At 70.0% G+C, this 16037-nt stretch carries 18 protein-coding genes and 1 pseudogene; 12 read left to right on the plus strand and 7 right to left on the minus strand.

Annotated features, from left to right (window positions below):
• Positions 1-111: 111 nt before the first annotated feature.
• Positions 112-330 carry a hypothetical protein gene (locus ACFYO2_RS36495; RefSeq protein ID WP_388358081.1) on the plus strand — a complete coding sequence of 73 codons (219 nt, stop codon included), beginning with the start codon at positions 112-114 and terminating at the stop codon, positions 328-330.
• A 106-nt stretch (positions 331-436) separates the two neighbouring features.
• On the opposite strand, the gene ACFYO2_RS36500 is transcribed toward ACFYO2_RS36495, so the two are convergent.
• On the minus strand, positions 437-586 hold the full coding sequence (locus ACFYO2_RS36500; RefSeq protein WP_388358084.1) for a hypothetical protein: 150 nt from the start codon (positions 584-586) through the stop codon (positions 437-439).
• Between the two features lie 244 nt (positions 587-830).
• Between ACFYO2_RS36500 and ACFYO2_RS36505 the strand changes: the two genes are divergently transcribed.
• From ACFYO2_RS36505 to ACFYO2_RS36530, 6 genes and pseudogenes are all read left to right on the plus strand, one after another.
• Entirely contained in the window at positions 831-1418 is a 588-nt protein-coding gene (locus ACFYO2_RS36505) for a TetR family transcriptional regulator (protein ID WP_388358389.1), read from the plus strand.
• Between the two features lie 37 nt (positions 1419-1455).
• A complete protein-coding gene (locus tag ACFYO2_RS36510) occupies positions 1456-1632 on the plus strand; it encodes a hypothetical protein (RefSeq protein ID WP_388358088.1) in 177 nt (58 codons plus the stop codon).
• Positions 1629-3545, plus strand: coding sequence for an acyl-CoA synthetase (locus tag ACFYO2_RS36515; RefSeq protein ID WP_388358090.1), 1917 nt, complete (start codon positions 1629-1631; stop codon positions 3543-3545). Before ACFYO2_RS36510 ends, ACFYO2_RS36515 begins: the two co-directional genes overlap by 4 nt.
• A gap of 29 nt (positions 3546-3574) precedes the next feature.
• A pseudogene (locus ACFYO2_RS36520) lies at positions 3575-4058 on the plus strand (PaaI family thioesterase).
• A gap of 69 nt (positions 4059-4127) precedes the next feature.
• Complete coding sequence (locus tag ACFYO2_RS36525) at positions 4128-4583, plus strand: hypothetical protein (RefSeq protein WP_388358092.1); 456 nt, start codon at positions 4128-4130, stop codon at positions 4581-4583.
• Positions 4580-6208 carry a transporter gene (locus ACFYO2_RS36530; protein ID WP_388358093.1) on the plus strand — a complete coding sequence of 543 codons (1629 nt, stop codon included), beginning with the start codon at positions 4580-4582 and terminating at the stop codon, positions 6206-6208. Before ACFYO2_RS36525 ends, ACFYO2_RS36530 begins: the two co-directional genes overlap by 4 nt.
• Before the next feature lie 129 nt (positions 6209-6337).
• Here ACFYO2_RS36530 and ACFYO2_RS36535 read toward each other — a convergent pair whose 3' ends face one another.
• Genes ACFYO2_RS36535 through ACFYO2_RS36545 form a run of 3 tightly spaced genes read right to left on the minus strand, consistent with a single transcriptional unit; the run spans position 6338 to position 7659 of the window.
• Positions 6338-6643, minus strand: coding sequence for a hypothetical protein (locus tag ACFYO2_RS36535; RefSeq protein WP_388358096.1), 306 nt, complete (start codon positions 6641-6643; stop codon positions 6338-6340).
• Positions 6628-7254 carry an FAD-binding protein gene (locus tag ACFYO2_RS36540; protein ID WP_388358099.1) on the minus strand — a complete coding sequence of 209 codons (627 nt, stop codon included), beginning with the start codon at positions 7252-7254 and terminating at the stop codon, positions 6628-6630. Before ACFYO2_RS36540 ends, ACFYO2_RS36535 begins: the two co-directional genes overlap by 16 nt.
• A 21-nt stretch (positions 7255-7275) precedes the next feature.
• Complete coding sequence (locus tag ACFYO2_RS36545) at positions 7276-7659, minus strand: nuclear transport factor 2 family protein (protein WP_388358102.1); 384 nt, start codon at positions 7657-7659, stop codon at positions 7276-7278.
• Between the two features lie 168 nt (positions 7660-7827).
• Between ACFYO2_RS36545 and ACFYO2_RS36550 the strand changes: the two genes are divergently transcribed.
• Positions 7828-8403: a GntR family transcriptional regulator gene (locus ACFYO2_RS36550; RefSeq protein WP_388358104.1), complete on the plus strand. Its 576-nt coding sequence runs from the start codon at positions 7828-7830 to the stop codon at positions 8401-8403.
• Between the two features lie 56 nt (positions 8404-8459).
• A complete protein-coding gene (locus tag ACFYO2_RS36555) occupies positions 8460-8954 on the plus strand; it encodes a carboxymuconolactone decarboxylase family protein (RefSeq protein WP_388358105.1) in 495 nt (164 codons plus the stop codon).
• Here ACFYO2_RS36555 and ACFYO2_RS36560 read toward each other — a convergent pair.
• Together ACFYO2_RS36560 and ACFYO2_RS36565 are read right to left on the minus strand one after the other, a co-directional pair.
• A complete protein-coding gene (locus ACFYO2_RS36560) occupies positions 8935-10548 on the minus strand; it encodes an amidohydrolase (protein WP_388358108.1) in 1614 nt (537 codons plus the stop codon). The two genes, ACFYO2_RS36555 and ACFYO2_RS36560, sit on opposite strands and share 20 nt — an antisense overlap.
• 75 nt (positions 10549-10623) lie before the next feature.
• Positions 10624-12087: an APC family permease gene (locus ACFYO2_RS36565; protein ID WP_388358111.1), complete on the minus strand. Its 1464-nt coding sequence runs from the start codon at positions 12085-12087 to the stop codon at positions 10624-10626.
• Between the two features lie 145 nt (positions 12088-12232).
• Here ACFYO2_RS36565 and ACFYO2_RS36570 point away from each other — a divergent pair, with 145 nt between their 5' ends.
• Positions 12233-12838, plus strand: coding sequence for a TetR/AcrR family transcriptional regulator C-terminal domain-containing protein (locus ACFYO2_RS36570; protein WP_388358114.1), 606 nt, complete (start codon positions 12233-12235; stop codon positions 12836-12838).
• 16 nt (positions 12839-12854) lie between these two features.
• On the opposite strand, the gene ACFYO2_RS36575 is transcribed toward ACFYO2_RS36570, so the two are convergent.
• Positions 12855-13799 carry a helix-turn-helix domain-containing protein gene (locus ACFYO2_RS36575; RefSeq protein WP_388358117.1) on the minus strand — a complete coding sequence of 315 codons (945 nt, stop codon included), beginning with the start codon at positions 13797-13799 and terminating at the stop codon, positions 12855-12857.
• A gap of 116 nt (positions 13800-13915) precedes the next feature.
• On the opposite strand from ACFYO2_RS36575, the gene ACFYO2_RS36580 reads away from it, so the two are divergent.
• Both ACFYO2_RS36580 and ACFYO2_RS36585 read left to right on the plus strand, forming a co-directional pair.
• Positions 13916-14791, plus strand: a complete 876-nt coding sequence (locus ACFYO2_RS36580) for a branched-chain amino acid ABC transporter permease (RefSeq protein WP_388358119.1) — start codon at positions 13916-13918, stop codon at positions 14789-14791.
• A complete protein-coding gene (locus ACFYO2_RS36585) occupies positions 14752-15954 on the plus strand; it encodes an ABC transporter substrate-binding protein (protein WP_388358122.1) in 1203 nt (400 codons plus the stop codon). Before ACFYO2_RS36580 ends, ACFYO2_RS36585 begins: the two co-directional genes overlap by 40 nt.
• Positions 15955-16037: the final 83 nt, after the last annotated feature.

A 16037-nucleotide genomic window follows, 5' to 3' on the forward strand; every position in this document is an offset into this window, starting at 1 on the left:
CCCGAACAGCTGGCGGAAGCAGCGACCACCGTTCTGAACTGGCTGGAGAACCTCGGCCTCCACGCCCCCATCGGCTGACAACCAGCCAGGAACACGGGTCCGAGTTTCCTGATGAACGCGGTCGGCATCGACACCGACGGGCGCGCCGAGATCGTCGACATCAGGGAACTCTCCCCCGCCGAGATCGGCCCCCCGCCTTCCACGACCCCGCCCTTCGGCGGGGACCGCGCTCTGTTCCCGGCAGCGGCCGGATGGTCGCCGTCGGCTGTCCGTGTTCGGATGGCGCGCGCCAGTCAGACGGTGGTCGTGGCGGCGCCGCGTACCCGGTGAGCGATGCGCACCGGTGTCTCGGGCAGCAGGTTTCCCCGCCATACGACGCGCGGTCAGGGCCGGACGAGGACGAGGTCCCATTCGACGGCGTCACCGACGCCGGTGTTCATACCGCATCCCGGTGGGCGACACGCTGTGCAGCGCATCGCCGGCCGGCCAGAAACCGGCCCTGCCCGAACCGGTCGGCGACGATCAGCCGCTGGGTCCACGCGGTGGCGACGAGGATCTCGCAGTCGAAGGTATACGGCCCGGGCACCGGTACAGCAGACGTTGGGGATCGATGGAGTCCGCGTTCCCGTCGATGCCCAGCGGCACGTGCAGGGTCCATGTGTCGCAGTCGTTCCCTCCGCTCTGCGCTTGACCGCGGAGTGAACAGTCATGTTCAATCCAAGTCATGGGTGTTAAATACAAAGCACTCATGACCAATAGAGAGCGCGTGCGTACGATCCACGCACGGCCACCACGGGGAGGCCACGCCTCTGAGCGCTACCGAGAAGAGGATCACGGCGGCCGCCATCCGGTTGTTCGCCGAGCGGGACAAGCCCGACCTCACTATGAGCGAGCTGGCGTCCGAGGCGCAGGTCGCGCGCGGCACGCTCTACCAGAAGGTCGACTCGATCGAGCAGTTGTTCACGGCCGTGGTCGAGAACATGACCCGCGAGCTGCACGCCAAGATCGACGCGGTCGTCGCGGGCACCGCCAACACCGACCCCGCGGCCCGACTCGCCACAGGGCTGCGGCTGTTCGTCCGCCTCTCCCACGAGGATCCGGCGATCGGCAGGTTCTTGGTCCGCTACGCCCTCACCGACGAACATCTGCGGACGCTGCTGAGCGGCCCGCCCATGAGAGACCTCGCCGAGGGCATCGCCTCGGGGCGCTACGACATCACGGAGACGAAGGCACTGAGCGTGGCCGGATTCATCAGCGGTACGACGGTCAGCGCGATGTGGATGGTCCTCGACGGCCACCAGGGCTGGCGTGAAGCCGGCAGTGCGGCAGCCGAGTTGATCCTGCGAGCCCTCGGCATCGCACCGGACGAGGCGCAGCGCCTCGCCGCCATGGATCTGCCCGCTCCGCCGGAAGGCTGAGCCATCCCCGACAAGCACACAGACGAGGAGGGCCGCCGTGCGTCAGACGACTCCGCAGCCTGCCCGCCGTTCCAACGTGGTGTTCAAGCCGGCCGAGACGCTCACCAAGCTCTCCCCAGTGCAGGACTTCGCCGCGGGCGATCTGCTCGGCCGGGACGGCCGTGTCGACCTCGGCGTGCAGCGCAACCGCGTCATCGACGGAGGCCGGTCATGAGCGCGCGACCGCAGGGCGTGGCGACCCTGGCCGACGTGGAGGCGATCGAGGCGCGGGGCTGGCCGCGGGACGTGCCGGCCGGCACGTACGAGGCGATCCGGCGCACCGCCGACCGGACCCCCTCGGCGCCCGCCCTCAGTTTCTTCCTCACCGCCGACCGGCACCGGACGCCCAAGACCTGGACGTATCAACAACTGCTCGGTGAGATCAACCGCGCCGCCAACGCCTTCCACTCTCTCGGTGCCGACAAGGACACCGTCATCGCCTACATCCTGCCCAACCTTCCGGAGACACACTTCGTCATCTGGGGCGGCCAGGCGGCCGGCATCGTGCTCTCCCTCAACCCACTCCTGGAGCCCGAGGCGATCGCCGACCTGCTCCGAGCGGCGGGCGCCGCGATCGTGGTCACGCTCGCGCCCTTCCCGGGAACCGACACCTGGGAGAAGGTCGCCCGGGCCGTCGAGAGCGTCGATTCCGTGCTGCATGTCGTCCTGGTCAACTTGGCAGTGCATGTGCCCGGACCAACGTCGGCACCCCTTGGGGACGCCCGGCCGGTACTGTCCGGTATCGCCGTACACGCCTTCACCGCCCTGCGGGCGGGGCAACCGGATGACCACCTGGTCAGCGGCCGGGTCATCGCCCCGGACGACTTCTCGTCGTACTTCGGCACCGGCGGGACCACCGGCCTGCCCAAAATCGCGATGCGCACCCACCGCAACGAGGTCTCCGACGCCCTCAGCACGTCATACCTGCTCTCCGGCCTCGTCGGCGAAGGCAAGAACATCTTCTGCGGCCTGCCGATGTTCCATGTCAACGCCGTCCTCATGACCGGTCTCGTCCCCTTCTCGCAGGGCGCGCACGTGGTCCTCGGAACGCCACAGGGCTACCGGGCCGACGGGCTCTTCGCGGCCTTCTGGGACATCGTCCAGCACCACCGCATCCACTTTTTCTCCGGCGTCCCGACCATCTATGCCGCCCTTTTGGAGCACCCCACGGACGGGTACGACCTCGGCTCTCTGGAGTACGGCATCTGCGGAGCGGCCCCGCTTCCCGTGGAGTTGATGAACCGGTTCGAGAGCTCCACGGGCGTGAAGATCCTCGAGGGTTATGGACTGACCGAGGGGACCTGCGTGTCCTCGGTCAACCCCCCGCTCGGGGAACGTCGGACGGGCTCGATCGGTCTGCGGATCCCGTTCCAGAGGATGAAGGCCGTCGTACTCGACGACGCCGGTGTGTATGTGCGCGACTGCGCGGCCGAGGAGACCGGGGCGCTGGTGATCAGCGGGCCCAACGTGTTCGCCGGATACCGCGTGGCCGCGCAGAACGCAAACCTGTGGGTCGACACGGGCGACGGTGACCGGTGGCTGAACACCGGCGACCTCGGACGCCAGGACGCCGACGGCTACTTCTGGCTGACGGGGCGGAAGAAGGAACTCATCATCCGCGGCGGACACAACATCGACCCCTCGGTGATCGAGACACCGCTGTATGCCCACCCGGACGTGCAGTACGCGGCGGCCGTCGGCCGGCCGGATCCCCGGGTGGGCGAACTGCCGGTGGTCTACGTCCAGCTCAAGGACGGCGCCACCGCGGACGAGAAGGACCTGCTCGCCTTTCTGGACGAGCGCATCGCGGAGCGCGCTGCCCGGCCCAAGGCCCTGCACGTCATCGACAGGATGCCGATGACCGCGGTCGGCAAGCTGTTCAAGCCCGCCCTGGGCCGCCGCGAGACCGAGGCGGCCCTCACCGCCGCGCTCCGCGACGCGGGGTTCGCGAACGCCGTCGTACTCAGGCACCCGGATCCGGACCTGCCGCAGAACGTGATCGCGACCCTGCCCGCAGGTGCGGACGTCGAGGCCGCGGCCAAGGTACTCGGGGCCTTCGCCTTCCCGTTCACCATCACGACCGACTGACCAGCACGCGATCGGAGCCCCGGCACCTCATGGGCGATCACCGCGCCATCCGCTTCCCCGCCGAGATCCTCAAGGAGTGGGCCGAGTCGGGCGTCGATCTCCCCTCCCTCTTCGCCACCCCCCCACCTCGGCACCCGCATGGGCATCCAGCTCACCGAAGCCTCCCCCGAACGCGTCGTCGGCACGATGCCCGTCGAAGGCAACACCCAGGTCTACGGCCTCCTCCACGGCGGCGCCTCCGCCGTCCTCGCCGAGTCCCTCGGCGGCTGCGGGGCCATACTCCACGCCGGCCCCGGCCGGTTCGCCGTCGGCATCGATCTCAACGCCACCCACCACCGCTCCGCCCGCTCCGGCCTCGTCACCTGCGTCGCCACCGCCCTGCACCGCGGACGCAGCAGCGCCGCCTACGACCTCGTCATCATCGACGAGGACAACCGCCGGATCTGCTCAGCACGGCTGACCTGCATGGTCCGGGGGTCTGTACCCAATCGTCCCGACACCTCGGCCGGTTGACGGACCAACACGGAGTAGTCACAGATACCTCACAGACAGTTGACAGGTCATCGGTCATCCTTGATCCTCGTGACCACAACAGGCTGGGCCGTCCGTGCCCGGCCTTTTCTCCGCATCGCCTCGTTCCACCCTGCGGTGGACGCCGCGTATGCACGCGTCGCCCCGTCCCCCATCGCCCGCGGCGCGGTCATCCACCCTCACCGCCCGGAGGTTCCCGTGCACCCTCATTTCACCCCTGCTTCGCCCCCCTCGGGTGAGGCACTGCGACACCAACTCGCCGATGCCCTGAGCGAAACCACGCATCGCGCCCAGCGCGCCTTCGTCGTCGTCAACGCCGTCCCCTTCATGACCGGCATCATGCTCTCCTGCTTCACGGACGTCCCCGCGGTCTCCGTGCACGGGCACCTGACCCTGGGCCTGGTGTGGGGCATCCTGCAGTGCGGCCTGTTCGTCGCCAGCGCCTGGTGGTACGAGACGCAGTCCACGCGGTCGGGCGATCCCCTTGAGGAGTCACTCGCGCGATGACCCTGCACCTCTTGAGCTCAGGCGTCCTCGATCCCATCGGCTCGGATGCCAGACGCCCCGTGATCTTTTCCTTCCTGCTCTTCATCGGCATGTCTCTGCTGTGGCTCTTCACCCTCGCCACAGCGGAGGAGGACCACCCGGAGAGGCTCTACCTGGCCGACCGGTCCCTCTCCCCGGTCCTCAACGGGTTCGCCATGGCGGGCGAGCAGATCTCGGTCGTCAACCTGTTGGCGGCTTCCGGGGTGGTCGCCCTGTTCGGCTACGACGGCGTCACCTTCGCCATCGACACACTCATCACGCTGGGCATCCTTCTGGTCCTGGCGCAGAAGATACGCAACAGCGGCCGCTACACGCTCGGGGGCCTCTTCTCCTTGCGCGCTGCGGGGCCAGGGCCGCGTATTGCCGCGGCTCTGGTGACGCTGGCCGTCACGATTCCCATCCTCCTGGTCCAGCTCCGTGCCGCCGGCATCAGCGCGGCCCTCCTGATCGGCATGTCGACCGATGGGGCCCAGATCATCTGCACGATCCTGATGGGCTGCCTCGTCGCGTGCTTCGCCGCGGTGGCGGGCCTGAAGGGCACCACCCTCATGCACGTCGTCAAGGTGCCGCTCGCCCTTGCGACCCTCGCGGTGGTCACGGTGCTGGCCCTCAGGAAGTTCTCGTGGAACCCCGGCGACCTGCTCTCGGCCGCCGTGGCGAACAGCGTGGCACCGGACGACTACCTGAGCCCCGGCATGTGGCCGTACACGGCGCGCCTCGGCACGCTCAACACCTTCGGCAACCACATCGTCATCATCCTCGGTACGGCCGTGATGCCGCACCTGATCCTGCGTGTCAGTGCCTCGCGGACGGGGCGCGCGGCGCGGCGGTCCATGAGCATCGCCACCGTACTCGTCGGAGTCTTCGTCCTCCTCCTGATCGCGACGGGTTTCGGGGCCGCGGCCGTGGTGGGCGGTGCCGAGATCGGTACCTTCGACGCCACGGGGCAGTCGTCCCCCATCCTGCTGGCCTCCGGCGTCCTCGGTGCCGGTGCGGCGCGCGCCGCGCTCATCACCGCGGTGGCCTGTGTCGTGTTCGCCGCCGTCCTCACCTCGGTGACCAGCGTGACCTTCGCCGCCGCGGTCTCCTTCGTCCACGACGTGTTCGCGCGCGGCAAGCGGCCTCGTACCGAAAGCGGAGAAGTGCGGGCACTGCGCGTGGCCGCCGTCCTGTTGTGTGCCGTGGGGCTGTCGCTGGCCGCCTCCACGCACCACTATCCGACCGAGTTCCTCGCGACCTTCTCGATCTGCGTCGCCGCGTCGTGCATCTTCCCCGCACTGATCTACTCCTTCTTCTGGCGCAGGTTCAACCGCACCGGCCTGCTGTGGTCGGTCTACGGCGGACTGGTGCTCAGCGTGGTCCTGACGATCCTCTCGCCCACCGTCTCGGGCAGTGAGTTCGCGCTGTGGCCGGACGCGAGCATCGATCTGTATCCGTTCCAGACCCCTGGCCTGGTCTCGGTGCCCGCCGCGTTCCTCCTCGGCTGGCTCGGCAGCATCGCCTCGCCGGAGCGCTCGCCGTCCGATTTCCGGCAGGTCGAGCACCAGCTTCTGACAGGCCGGGAAGTCGGGCCGAAGGCCCGCTGAACGCCGAAGGGGACGCCGTCCTCCCCCGGACGGCGTCCCCTCGGCGTTGTCGGTCGTCCCCTGTGAACTCCGTGGTGCGCTTGTCGACGAAGGCCTTGCCGCCTTCGCGGAAGTGGGCGGTTGCGAACATCAGCCGCAGCGGTGTCGTTCGAGACGCAGCCCCGCTTCCAGCGGGGCGTCGAGCCCCTGCCGTACGACCTCCTTGATCTGCCGGCCCGCCGGCGGCGCCTTGCCGGCCACCACCTCGGCGAGTTCCAACGCCCGTGGCAGCGCGTCGCCTTCGACCACCTCGGACACCAGACCCATCTGATGTGCCTGTCGGGCCGGCACGAGCGCGGACTCGGGCCGGCACGAGCGCGGATTCACGTCGCCACCGGCGAGGCCGGGCCGGCCGGCCGAGATCTGCCCGCCGGAAGTGTTCAGCGGCCTGCGCACACCGCCGGGCGTGGGTGGAGCCCCAGGTGGAAGGCGGTGACCACACCGCAGAAGCCCGGGTCCGCGCCGCGGGCGGCGCAGTACAGGTCGGGATGGTGCTCGGCGTCGCAGGACAGATGCCGACCGTCGGCGGTGACGACGTCGACGGCGAGGACACTTTCGCAGGCCGGTCCGAGCAGGCGGCTGTTCCACCCGTAGCCGCCCTGCAGCAGGTATCCGCCCAGGGCCACGCCGGTGCAATGCCCGGTGGGGAAGAACAGTCCTCGGGCGTCGAGTTCGGCGGCCAGGGCACTGCCCTCCTTGCCGGGCCCGACGACCGCGGTCTCCGGTCTGCGTCGATGGTGCAGTGGTCGAGCCGCCTGACCTCGAGCAGCAGTCCGCCGTCGCGGAGGTGGTTCGCCTGCCCGCTGCGTCCGCCCGAGCAGACCGTGACACGGTGCCCCCCGACACCCGCGGCGCAGGGCGATGATGACGTCCTCGGTGTCGCGAGCCTGCACGATCACATCGGGGTACCGGTCCGGGACACGGCCGTTCCACACGGTCGCGCGCCGGGCTGCCTCACAGCCGTCTTCCCCGCGCACGAAGTGCCGTCCGGCCGGAAGTGCCGTCATGGGAGCACCTCGTGTCCGTGTTCAGGGTGCGAGTACGGGGTTGATGTCCATGTAGACGCGATAGTCGTGGACGAGGCCGTCTCGCACTCGGAACACACTGCACGCGGGCAACGTCAGTTCTTGCCCGTCGACACGCCGGTAATGGACGTCGCTCGTGACCACGACGGCGCCGTCCTCGGGCTCCCAGACCTCGAGCACCTCGTGGCGGATCCCGGCGATGGAGGCGCCGGAGGCCTGCACCGTCGCGAGGAAACCGGCTCTTGTGGACGTGGGTTCGAAGTTCCCGAAACGGACGTGCACGTCCTCGGCGAGGACCGTGTCGATGACGCCTTCGAGATCGCCGTTGTCGATGGCATCGAGTACGGAACGAGCTGTGTCGGTCGGCGTGCGCGGGATCGTCGTCATGTTCGACTTCCTTGTCGGAGAGTGGTGGAGCGTCCAGAAGGGGGGAGGGGAGGGCCGCGGGGCGGCGTGCCGCAGACGAAGAACTGCGTGTGCATCACCAAAGCATCCGTCAGTCGACGCGTCAACGAAATCTCTACATAATTCCCTCGAATCGTTGTCGATGCCTCAGTGAGCCCATGCCCGACACGAGCGAGGAAGCAATTGCCTGCGTCGACTCGAACCGAAGCAGTCCACGATGTCCTCCGCGCCGAGTTACTGCGGGGTGAGCTGATCCCCGGGCGGAAGCTGCGGATGGTCGAACTCGCCGCGCGGTTCGGGGTGAGCCAGTCAGTCGTGCGGGCGGCGGTGACCAGGCCGGCCGAGCAGGGGCTCGTGGCCTCCACGCCCCAGCGCGGCTTCCGGGTGCGTGAGCTGTCGGTCGAGGACATCGCGCACCTGACCGAGACCCGGGTCGAGATCGAGTCGATCGCCCAGCGGATGTCGATCGAGCGGGGCGACGTGCGGTGGGAGACCAAGGTGCTCGCCACGCATCACATTCTTGAGCCCACTCCTTTGACCAAGGACAAGGACGACGCCACAGTCAACGAGGCGTGGATGGTGCACCACCGTGACTTCCACCGCGCTCTGATCGCCGGATGCGGCAAACCTACGGCCCACATCTCATCACTGCCGGCTCGGCTTCGACATTGCTCACCGAGACCACCCCGATGGAATCTAGTTGTTACATCAACGACAATGCCATGATCATAGAGCTAAGTCCACAACCAAAGGCCATAACCAGCGGACAACGAGCGGGAGACATGCGGATTTTCATCGACAAACAGAGCCCCAAGGCCTACCACGCCCTGGTGCGGACATCGGCAGGGGTGCGCGCGGTCGCCGCCGAGGCGGGTCTCGACCGCACCGTCGTGGAGCTGGTCAACCTCCGCGTGTCGCAGATCAACGGCTGCGCCGTCTGCCTCGACACCCACACCAAGGCGGCCGTACGCGCGGGTGAGTCGGCGCGGCGGCTCGGAGTGCTGGCCGCCTGGCGGGACACCGAGTTGTTCACCCCCACGGAGCGTGCGGCCCTCGCACTGGCCGAGGCCACGACCGACCCCACCGATGCCGTCGCACAGGAATCCGCCTACGACGCCGCTCGACACGTCCTCACCGATGACCAGATCTCCGCCGCGATCTGGGTAGCGGTCACCATCAACGCGTTCAACCGGGTCTCGATCATGAGCAGGCATCCAGTACGGGCGAATCGGGAAGCTCCGGGCGAGGAGAGCGGTGTCACCGTGTCCGGTGGGTGATGTGGCCCCCGGTCATCGTGAGCCGGATCGGGGCGTCGGCGAGTTCGTCAGGGGTGGTGGTGAGGGGGTCGAGGGTGAAGGCGGTGAGGTCGGCCCGGAAGCCGGGCGCGATCCGTCCGGCGATGTCCTCCTCGCCCGCGGCCAACGCGGCGTGGGTGGTGTAACCCTCCAGGGCCGCCGGCGGGGTGAGCGCCTGGTCGGGTCGCACGGGCGGGGTGCCGGGGTCGCCGGGGTGGCGGCGCAGTTGGGCGGCGGCGAGTACCCGGCGTGGGTCGTAGGGAGCGACGGGCCAGTCGGAGCCGAGGACCAGGGTGGCTCCGGCGGCGCGCAGGTCGCGACAGCGCCAGGCCCGGGCGGCGCGTTCGGGGCCGAGTCGGCGGGACCACTCGTCGCTGTGGTCCGCCCGGGCGTAGGTGGCGTGGGCCGGCTGCATGGAGGCGGCGACGCCGAGCCGGGCGAAGCGCGGGATCTGGTCGTCGGGCACGGTCTCCAGATGCTCGGCGCGGTGCCGGGCCTGCGGAGTGCCGAGAGCCTGGACGGTGTCGAGGACGCGGCGGACCGCGGCGTCGCCGATGGCGTGAGTGGCGGTCGGCACGCCCGCGCGGTCGAGGGCGTGCACGGCGCGGGTGTACGCGGCGGGGTCGGGCCAGAACGGCTCGGTACCGGCGCCGTGGCAGTCGGGGTGGTCCAGCCAGGCGGTGCCGCCCTCCACGGTGCCGTCGAGGAACAGCTTGACGCCCGCCACGCGCCAGTGCCGTCCGGCGCGCCCCTGAAGGGCGATCAGTCGGTGCAGTTCGTCGGGGCCGGCGCCGGGCTGGCACCAGGGCGCGATGCGCAACCGCAGCGGCAGGACGCCCTCGTCCTCTATGGCGGCGAGCAGATCGAGCGCGTCGGACGTCTCCAGGTCCATGACGTGGCCACCGGTGAGGCCTGTGGCGGCCATGTCGGCCAGCAGCGCGAGCAGATGTTTACGGCGGTCGGCGGGAGAGGGCTGCGGGATCAGGGCGGCGACGGTGTCCATGGCGGCCTGCTCGACGAGGTGACCGGTGGGACGCCCATCCGGGTCGCAGACGATGGAGGCACCCTGGTCGAAGCGGCGTGGCCCGTCGACCCCGGCGGCACGCAGGGCCGCGGAGCCGGCGAGCGCGGAGTGAGCGTCGTACAGCCGTAGGAAGGCGGGGATGTCGCCCACTACGTCGTCGATGAGGTGGCGGCTGATGGGGCCACCCTCGAAGGTGTTGTGGTCGAGGTTCCAGCCGGTGATCCACGCCCCGGGGGCGGCCCGCCGGGCGGCCTCGCGCAGCGCGGCGCGCAGCTGCTCCAGGGTTTTGCAGCCAGAGAGGTCGACGCCCTGGGCGAGTTCGAGACCCTTGACGGCGTGGGTGTGCCCGTCGGTGAGGCCGGGGGTGAGGGTGGCGCCGCCGAGGTCGACGACCTGTGTGCGGGGGCCGCGCCAGTGGCGTACATCGGCCTCCTCGCCGACCGCCGCGATACGGCCGTCCCTGACGGCGACGGCGGTCGCCAGGGGACGCCGCGGGTCCAGTGTGCGGACGGTGGCGCCGGCCAGCACGGTGTCGGCGTTGGTGAAGGGCACGTGGAACGCCTTTCGCAGCGGCTCGTACGGAGTACCGGGGGTAGCAGGGTGCCGGGGGTAGCAGGGTGCCGGGGATCAATCGCCGGTGGCCGGCTCCGCGGCGAACGCCTCGTACACCTGGGGGCGCGTGCGGCGCAGCCGGTACGCGAGGGCGACGCCGACGGCGAAGACCAGCGGGACGGGCGCGAGGAGCGTCACGTTGGTGCCGGTCCCGGCGCCGGTCAGCAACTCGACCTTGTCGATGATCAGGTACAGCGCGGCGCCCATGAGCACCGCCCCGGCGATCGGGGCCACCACGGCCCGCCAGACGCCCTCGGTGTGACTGATGCGACGGAAGAAGACCGGGACGGCGACCGCGGTCAGCACCTGAAGCAGCACGATGCCGACCACACCGGGAGTGTTCACCCACAGCAGCAGCCGCTCGTAGGGGTCGGCGCCGGCGGCGGCGAAGCCGAGGACCACCAGGGCCGCGAGCGCGCTCTGCACGATCCCGGCGATGTGCGGCGAGCGGTGCCGCGGGTGCACCCGGCCGAGCGCCGCGGGCAGCACCCCCTCGTGGGCGAGGGCGTGGGTGTAACGGTTGATGGCGTTGTGGAAGGCGAGCAGCGCGGCGAAGACGCTGGTGACGATGAGAACGTGCATGACATCCGACGCCCAGCCGCCGACGTACCGGGTGGTGGCGGTGAAGAACAGCGCGGCGGGGTCCTGGGCGGCCGCCGCCATGACACCTTGCGCGCCGAACGCCTGCACGACGATCCACACGACGAAGGCGTAGAACAGGCCGAGGAAGCCGACGGCGGCGTAGGTGGCGCGGGGGATCGTCCGCTCCGGCCGGCGGGCCTCGGACCGGTAGATGGCGGTGGACTCGAATCCGATGAAGGCCGCGAAGGCGAAGGCGAGCAGGGCGCCGGTGCCGGGTGTCATGGCGTTGTCGGGAGTGAAGGAGTCGAAGTGGATGCCCTGCGCGCCGCCGTCCGCCAGCACCCCGCCGGCCAGGACCACGAGGATGCCGGCTTCGACGAGCAGCAGCACGCCGAGTACCCGGGCCCCGAAGTCGATGCTGCGGTACCCGGCGTACCAGACTGCCGCGACACCGACGAGGGCGGCCACCGGCCAGGGGACGCTGACTCCCCACAGGGCATGCAGTGCGTCGCGGACGGTGGTGGCCAGCAGTCCGTACAGGCCGATCTGCATCGCGTTGTACGACAGCAGCGCGAGGGCGGCGGAGCCGACCCCCGCGGGCCGGCCCAGGCCCCGGGTGACGTACGCGTAGAAGGCGCCGCCGTTGCCGATGTACCGGCTCATGGCGGTGAAGCCCACCGCGAACAGGGCAAGGACGGCGCCGGCGATGAGGTATCCGCTCGGCGCTCCGATGCCGCCGAGCAGGATGGCGAACGGGGCGACGCCGGCCATGACGGTGAGCGGGGCGGCGGCGGAGACGACGAGGAAGGTGATGTCACCGGCGCGGAGGGTGCCGGAGCGGAGCGAGGAATCGGGTTCCGCGGCGGTCAGGGGTTGGGGTCTGGCGGTCGAGGCCATGGCGGCGGGGCACCTTTCGGACGGCGCCGTTCGGCGGCAGGAGACCGCCCGGCGAGCTAAACCTAAAGCCTTTCGGTTTCGGTAATGTAGCCCTGGGCCCCAGCCATGGGAAGACCCGAAAGGCAATGATCAAGGGGAACGACGCATGGGGCGGCCGAGCAAGGCCCTGATCGACAGGGAGCGCATCGGCACCGCCGCGCTCGAACTCGTCGACCGCGACGGCGACTTCAGCGTCCCGCAGATCGCCAGGAAGCTCGGCGTCCAGACCGGCTCGATCTATCACCACGTCGACGGCCGGGCCGGCATCGTCGAACTGATCCGGCTGCGCGTAACGGGCGCCATCGACCCGGCCACCCTCGACCTGCGCCCTTGGGACACCGCCCTCGCCGCCTGGGCCCGCTCCTACCGGGCCGCCTTCGCCGCCCACCCGCGCACCATCCCGCTGCTCGCCACGGCGCCCGTCCGCGCGCCCCACGCGCTGGCCCAGTACGAGCGGGCGGTCGCTCTGCTGCTGGACGCGGGCTTCGCCAAGGACCGCGTCATGGCGGTCCTCACCGCCTTGGACAACCTCGTCCTCGGTTCCGCGCTCGACCTGGCCGCGCCCGAAGCCATGTGGGAACCCGACGCCGACGGCGGAACCCCGCTGCTCGCTCAGGTGCTGGCCGCCGTCGGCCCCGACCGTGCCGACGCCGCGTTCGACCTGGCGCTGAACGGCTTCCTGGCCCACTGCCGATGCCTGATCGCCTCCTGACGGCAGCGGAAGCGGGTCATTCTCCGACGGCGCCGGGAAGAGACCACCGGCGGAATTCCCGCGGGGAGACGCCGAATGCGGCCTTGAAGACTCTGCCGAAGTAACTCGATTCGGTGAGGCCCCAGCGGGCCGCCACGGCGTAGGCCGGAAGGTGGGCCAGGCCGGGGTCGGCCAGGTCCTGGCGGATGCGGTCCAGGCGCCGTCGGCGGATGTGGTCGCCGAGTGTCTCGCCCCGCTGCTGGAACAGGGCGTGCAGGGAGCGGACCGAGATGTGGTGGGCGGCTGCGATCCGGGCGGGCGGGAGTTCCTCGGCCAGGTGCCGGTCGATGTGCTCCAGGACATGCTTCAGCCGGTCCGCGCGAACAGGATGCATGTGCCGGCCGGCGTGCTCGCGGACGAGAGTCCGGAGGATGCCGGTCACATGCTCGCCCATCTCCCCTTTCGACACCGGTCCCAGTCGATGACCGCGATGGGCGAGTTCGACGAGCATCGAGGAGAGGATCCGGCCGCCGGGGGAACCGGTGAGCTCCTGGGCGACCATCGCGTCGGGGGTGTGCTGCAGGAGCGTGCTCGTGCCGGGGTCGAGTCTCATCAGGAACCAGCGGTAGTCGCTGCCGAGGTCGAGGCGGAACGGACGCCCGCCGCCGTAGAGGACGAAGTCGCCCGGGGTCAGGGCGCACTTGCGGCCGCTCTGTTCGATCGTCACCTCGCCGGCCAGGAGCACGCCCAGCAAGGTGTCGACCCCCTCGGTGGAGACCGAGGCGTGCGGCACGACCTGCGCCCTCTGTTCGCCGGCGATGTCGCAGGTGGTGATCGCGCCGAACCGCTCCGGGCGCATTTCGGCGGCGTACGGCGTCGCCGTCTTGACCAGTACGGCGTCGAACGCCCCGGCCCGCTCGGAGGACGCGGTGTCCAGGTAGCCGAAGACGAGCGTGCCGTCCATACGGGCTTCGAGGGGCATCGGCTCTCCTGTGCACTGCAGCACCAGAAGCGTGCGCTCTGGTGCCAACGCCATGGCCTGAATTGGCCGATAGTCCCACTCATCCGCAGTCCGCGGAAGTGGAGGGATATCACCACGTGGATGTACTCCTGGCAATTCTCACTCTCTTCGGCCTCTACGGGCTCACCACCCTCGGCATGGCCGTGACCTTCGCGGCGACCCGGGTGGTGAACCTCGCGCAGGGCGACCTCATCATGGTGGGGGCCTACACGGCGGCGGTCCTGACGGGTCCGGCGTTCGCCTGGCGGGTGGCGCTCGCTCTGGTGGCGAGTGCGCCGCTGTTGCTGCTGGTCGAACGGCTGCTGCTGCGGCATCCCCTCGCGGACGGGCTGGCGACCATGCTCGTCACCTGGGGTGTCGGCATGGCTCTGCGGCAGGCGGCGGAGCTGCTGTTCACCTCGACCTCCCGGTCGGTGGAGGCGCCGGTCGGCGGGACGGTGACCGTCCTGGGCACGCCCTTTCCGGCGTACCGGCTGGTCTGCGGTCTGATCGCGGTCGCGGTCATCGGGCTGGTGCTGCTCGCCGCCTACCGCACGGACTGGGGACTGACCCTGCGCGCGGTGGCCGACAACCCGACGATGGCGGCACTGCTGGGCACCGATCCGCGCCGGCTGCGCACGCTGGCGTTCCTGCTCGGCGGGCTGCTGGCCGTGCTGGCCGGGGCGCTGTACAGCCCGCTGCTCGCGGTCAACCCGACCATGGGCTTCGGCCTCCTGGTCCCCGTCTTCTTCGGCCTGCTGCTCAGCCGCCCCGGCGCGCTCGCCACGGCCGCGGGGGCCGCCCTGGCCATCGCCGCACTGTCGGTGCTGCTGCGCACGTGGCTGACCGACGTACTGGCCGAGGTCTTCTTCTACCTGATCATCCTCGCGATCGCGGCACTGCGCTCGCGTCCCTGGATTCGGAGGTACATGTCATGGCTCACCCGTATACGCGTGCCGGCGCGGGCATCCTGACCGCCGCCGCTGTGCTGGCGGTGACTGGCTGCGGCGGTTCGGCGATCTCGGGCACCGGGAGCGACAAGGACAAGCCCTTGAAGGTCGGCCTGGTCGTGCCACTCACCGGGCCCGTCTCCTCGACCGGCAAGGCCCTGCGCGACGCCTTCGAACTGGGCGTGAAGAAGGTCAACGACGCCGGCGGGGTGAACGGCGCGAAGGTGAAGTACGTCGTCGTCGACGACGGGGGCGACCCGGCCACCTCGACGCAGCTGGCCCGCAGACTCGTCCAGCGGGACGAGGTGTCGATGCTGTTCGGCACGATCACCGGGGACACGGCCGAGGCCGTGGCCAAGGTCGCCGACGACGCGAAGGTCCCGTTCGGTACGGCGATCCTCGGCGACGGCGGACAGTGTCGTCCCTACGCCTGGGGGTTCGGAGAGAGCACGCGCCAGTTGCTCACGCCGACCGTCCCCACGCTGCTCGAGAAGTACGGGAAGAAGGTCGCGGTCGTCGGCTCGGACTACAACTTCCCGCATCACTACCTGGAAGTCGCCAAGCAGCAGGTGAAACGCGCCGGGGGCTCGATCGTCGCCGAGGAGTTCAGCCCGATCGGGCAGACCGACTGGCAGCCGGTGATCAAGCGGCTCAAGGCCGCCCGGGCGGACGTGCTGCTGACCATGGTCGTCGGCTCCGACGCGGTGTCGTTCAGCCAGCAGGCCAAGCAGTTCGGCCTGCTCTCCCCCAAGCTCGGCTACGACGGCGCGCCCCTGGACAGCGACTACTACCCCGCGCTCAGTGCCCTGGTGAACGGCCGCACGCACACCGTGCGTTGGACCGACCGGCTGGACGACCCCGCCAGCCGCGCCTTCGTGGCCGACTATCGCAAGGCGTACAAGTTCGACGGCCCGATGCCCGAGGTGGCGGGCAACGCCTACTTCGGCATCCAGTTCTTCCTGGCCGCCGCCGAAAAGGCGGGCGAAGCCGACGGCGAAACGATCAACACCGAGATCGGACAGCTGGCCTTCGACTCGCCGCTCGGCGAGAAGACCCGCTTCTCGGCGGCCAACCACATCCTTCAGGCCGACATGCTCCAGGTCACGATCAAGCCGGGTGGGGCGTACCAGGTCAGCCACGAGCTCGGCCGCGTCGCCGATACCACGCCCACGCCGGGGTGCGCGTGATCACCCCGGGAATGGGCGCCGACAAGCCGCTCCAAGTGCTGCCGACGCCGTCCGCGCGCGGCGTACGCCGTCGGCCACCGGCC

The sequence above is a fragment of the Streptomyces sp. NPDC006602 genome, from assembly GCF_042870385.1.
Classification (GTDB): Bacteria; Actinomycetota; Actinomycetes; order Streptomycetales; family Streptomycetaceae; genus Streptomyces.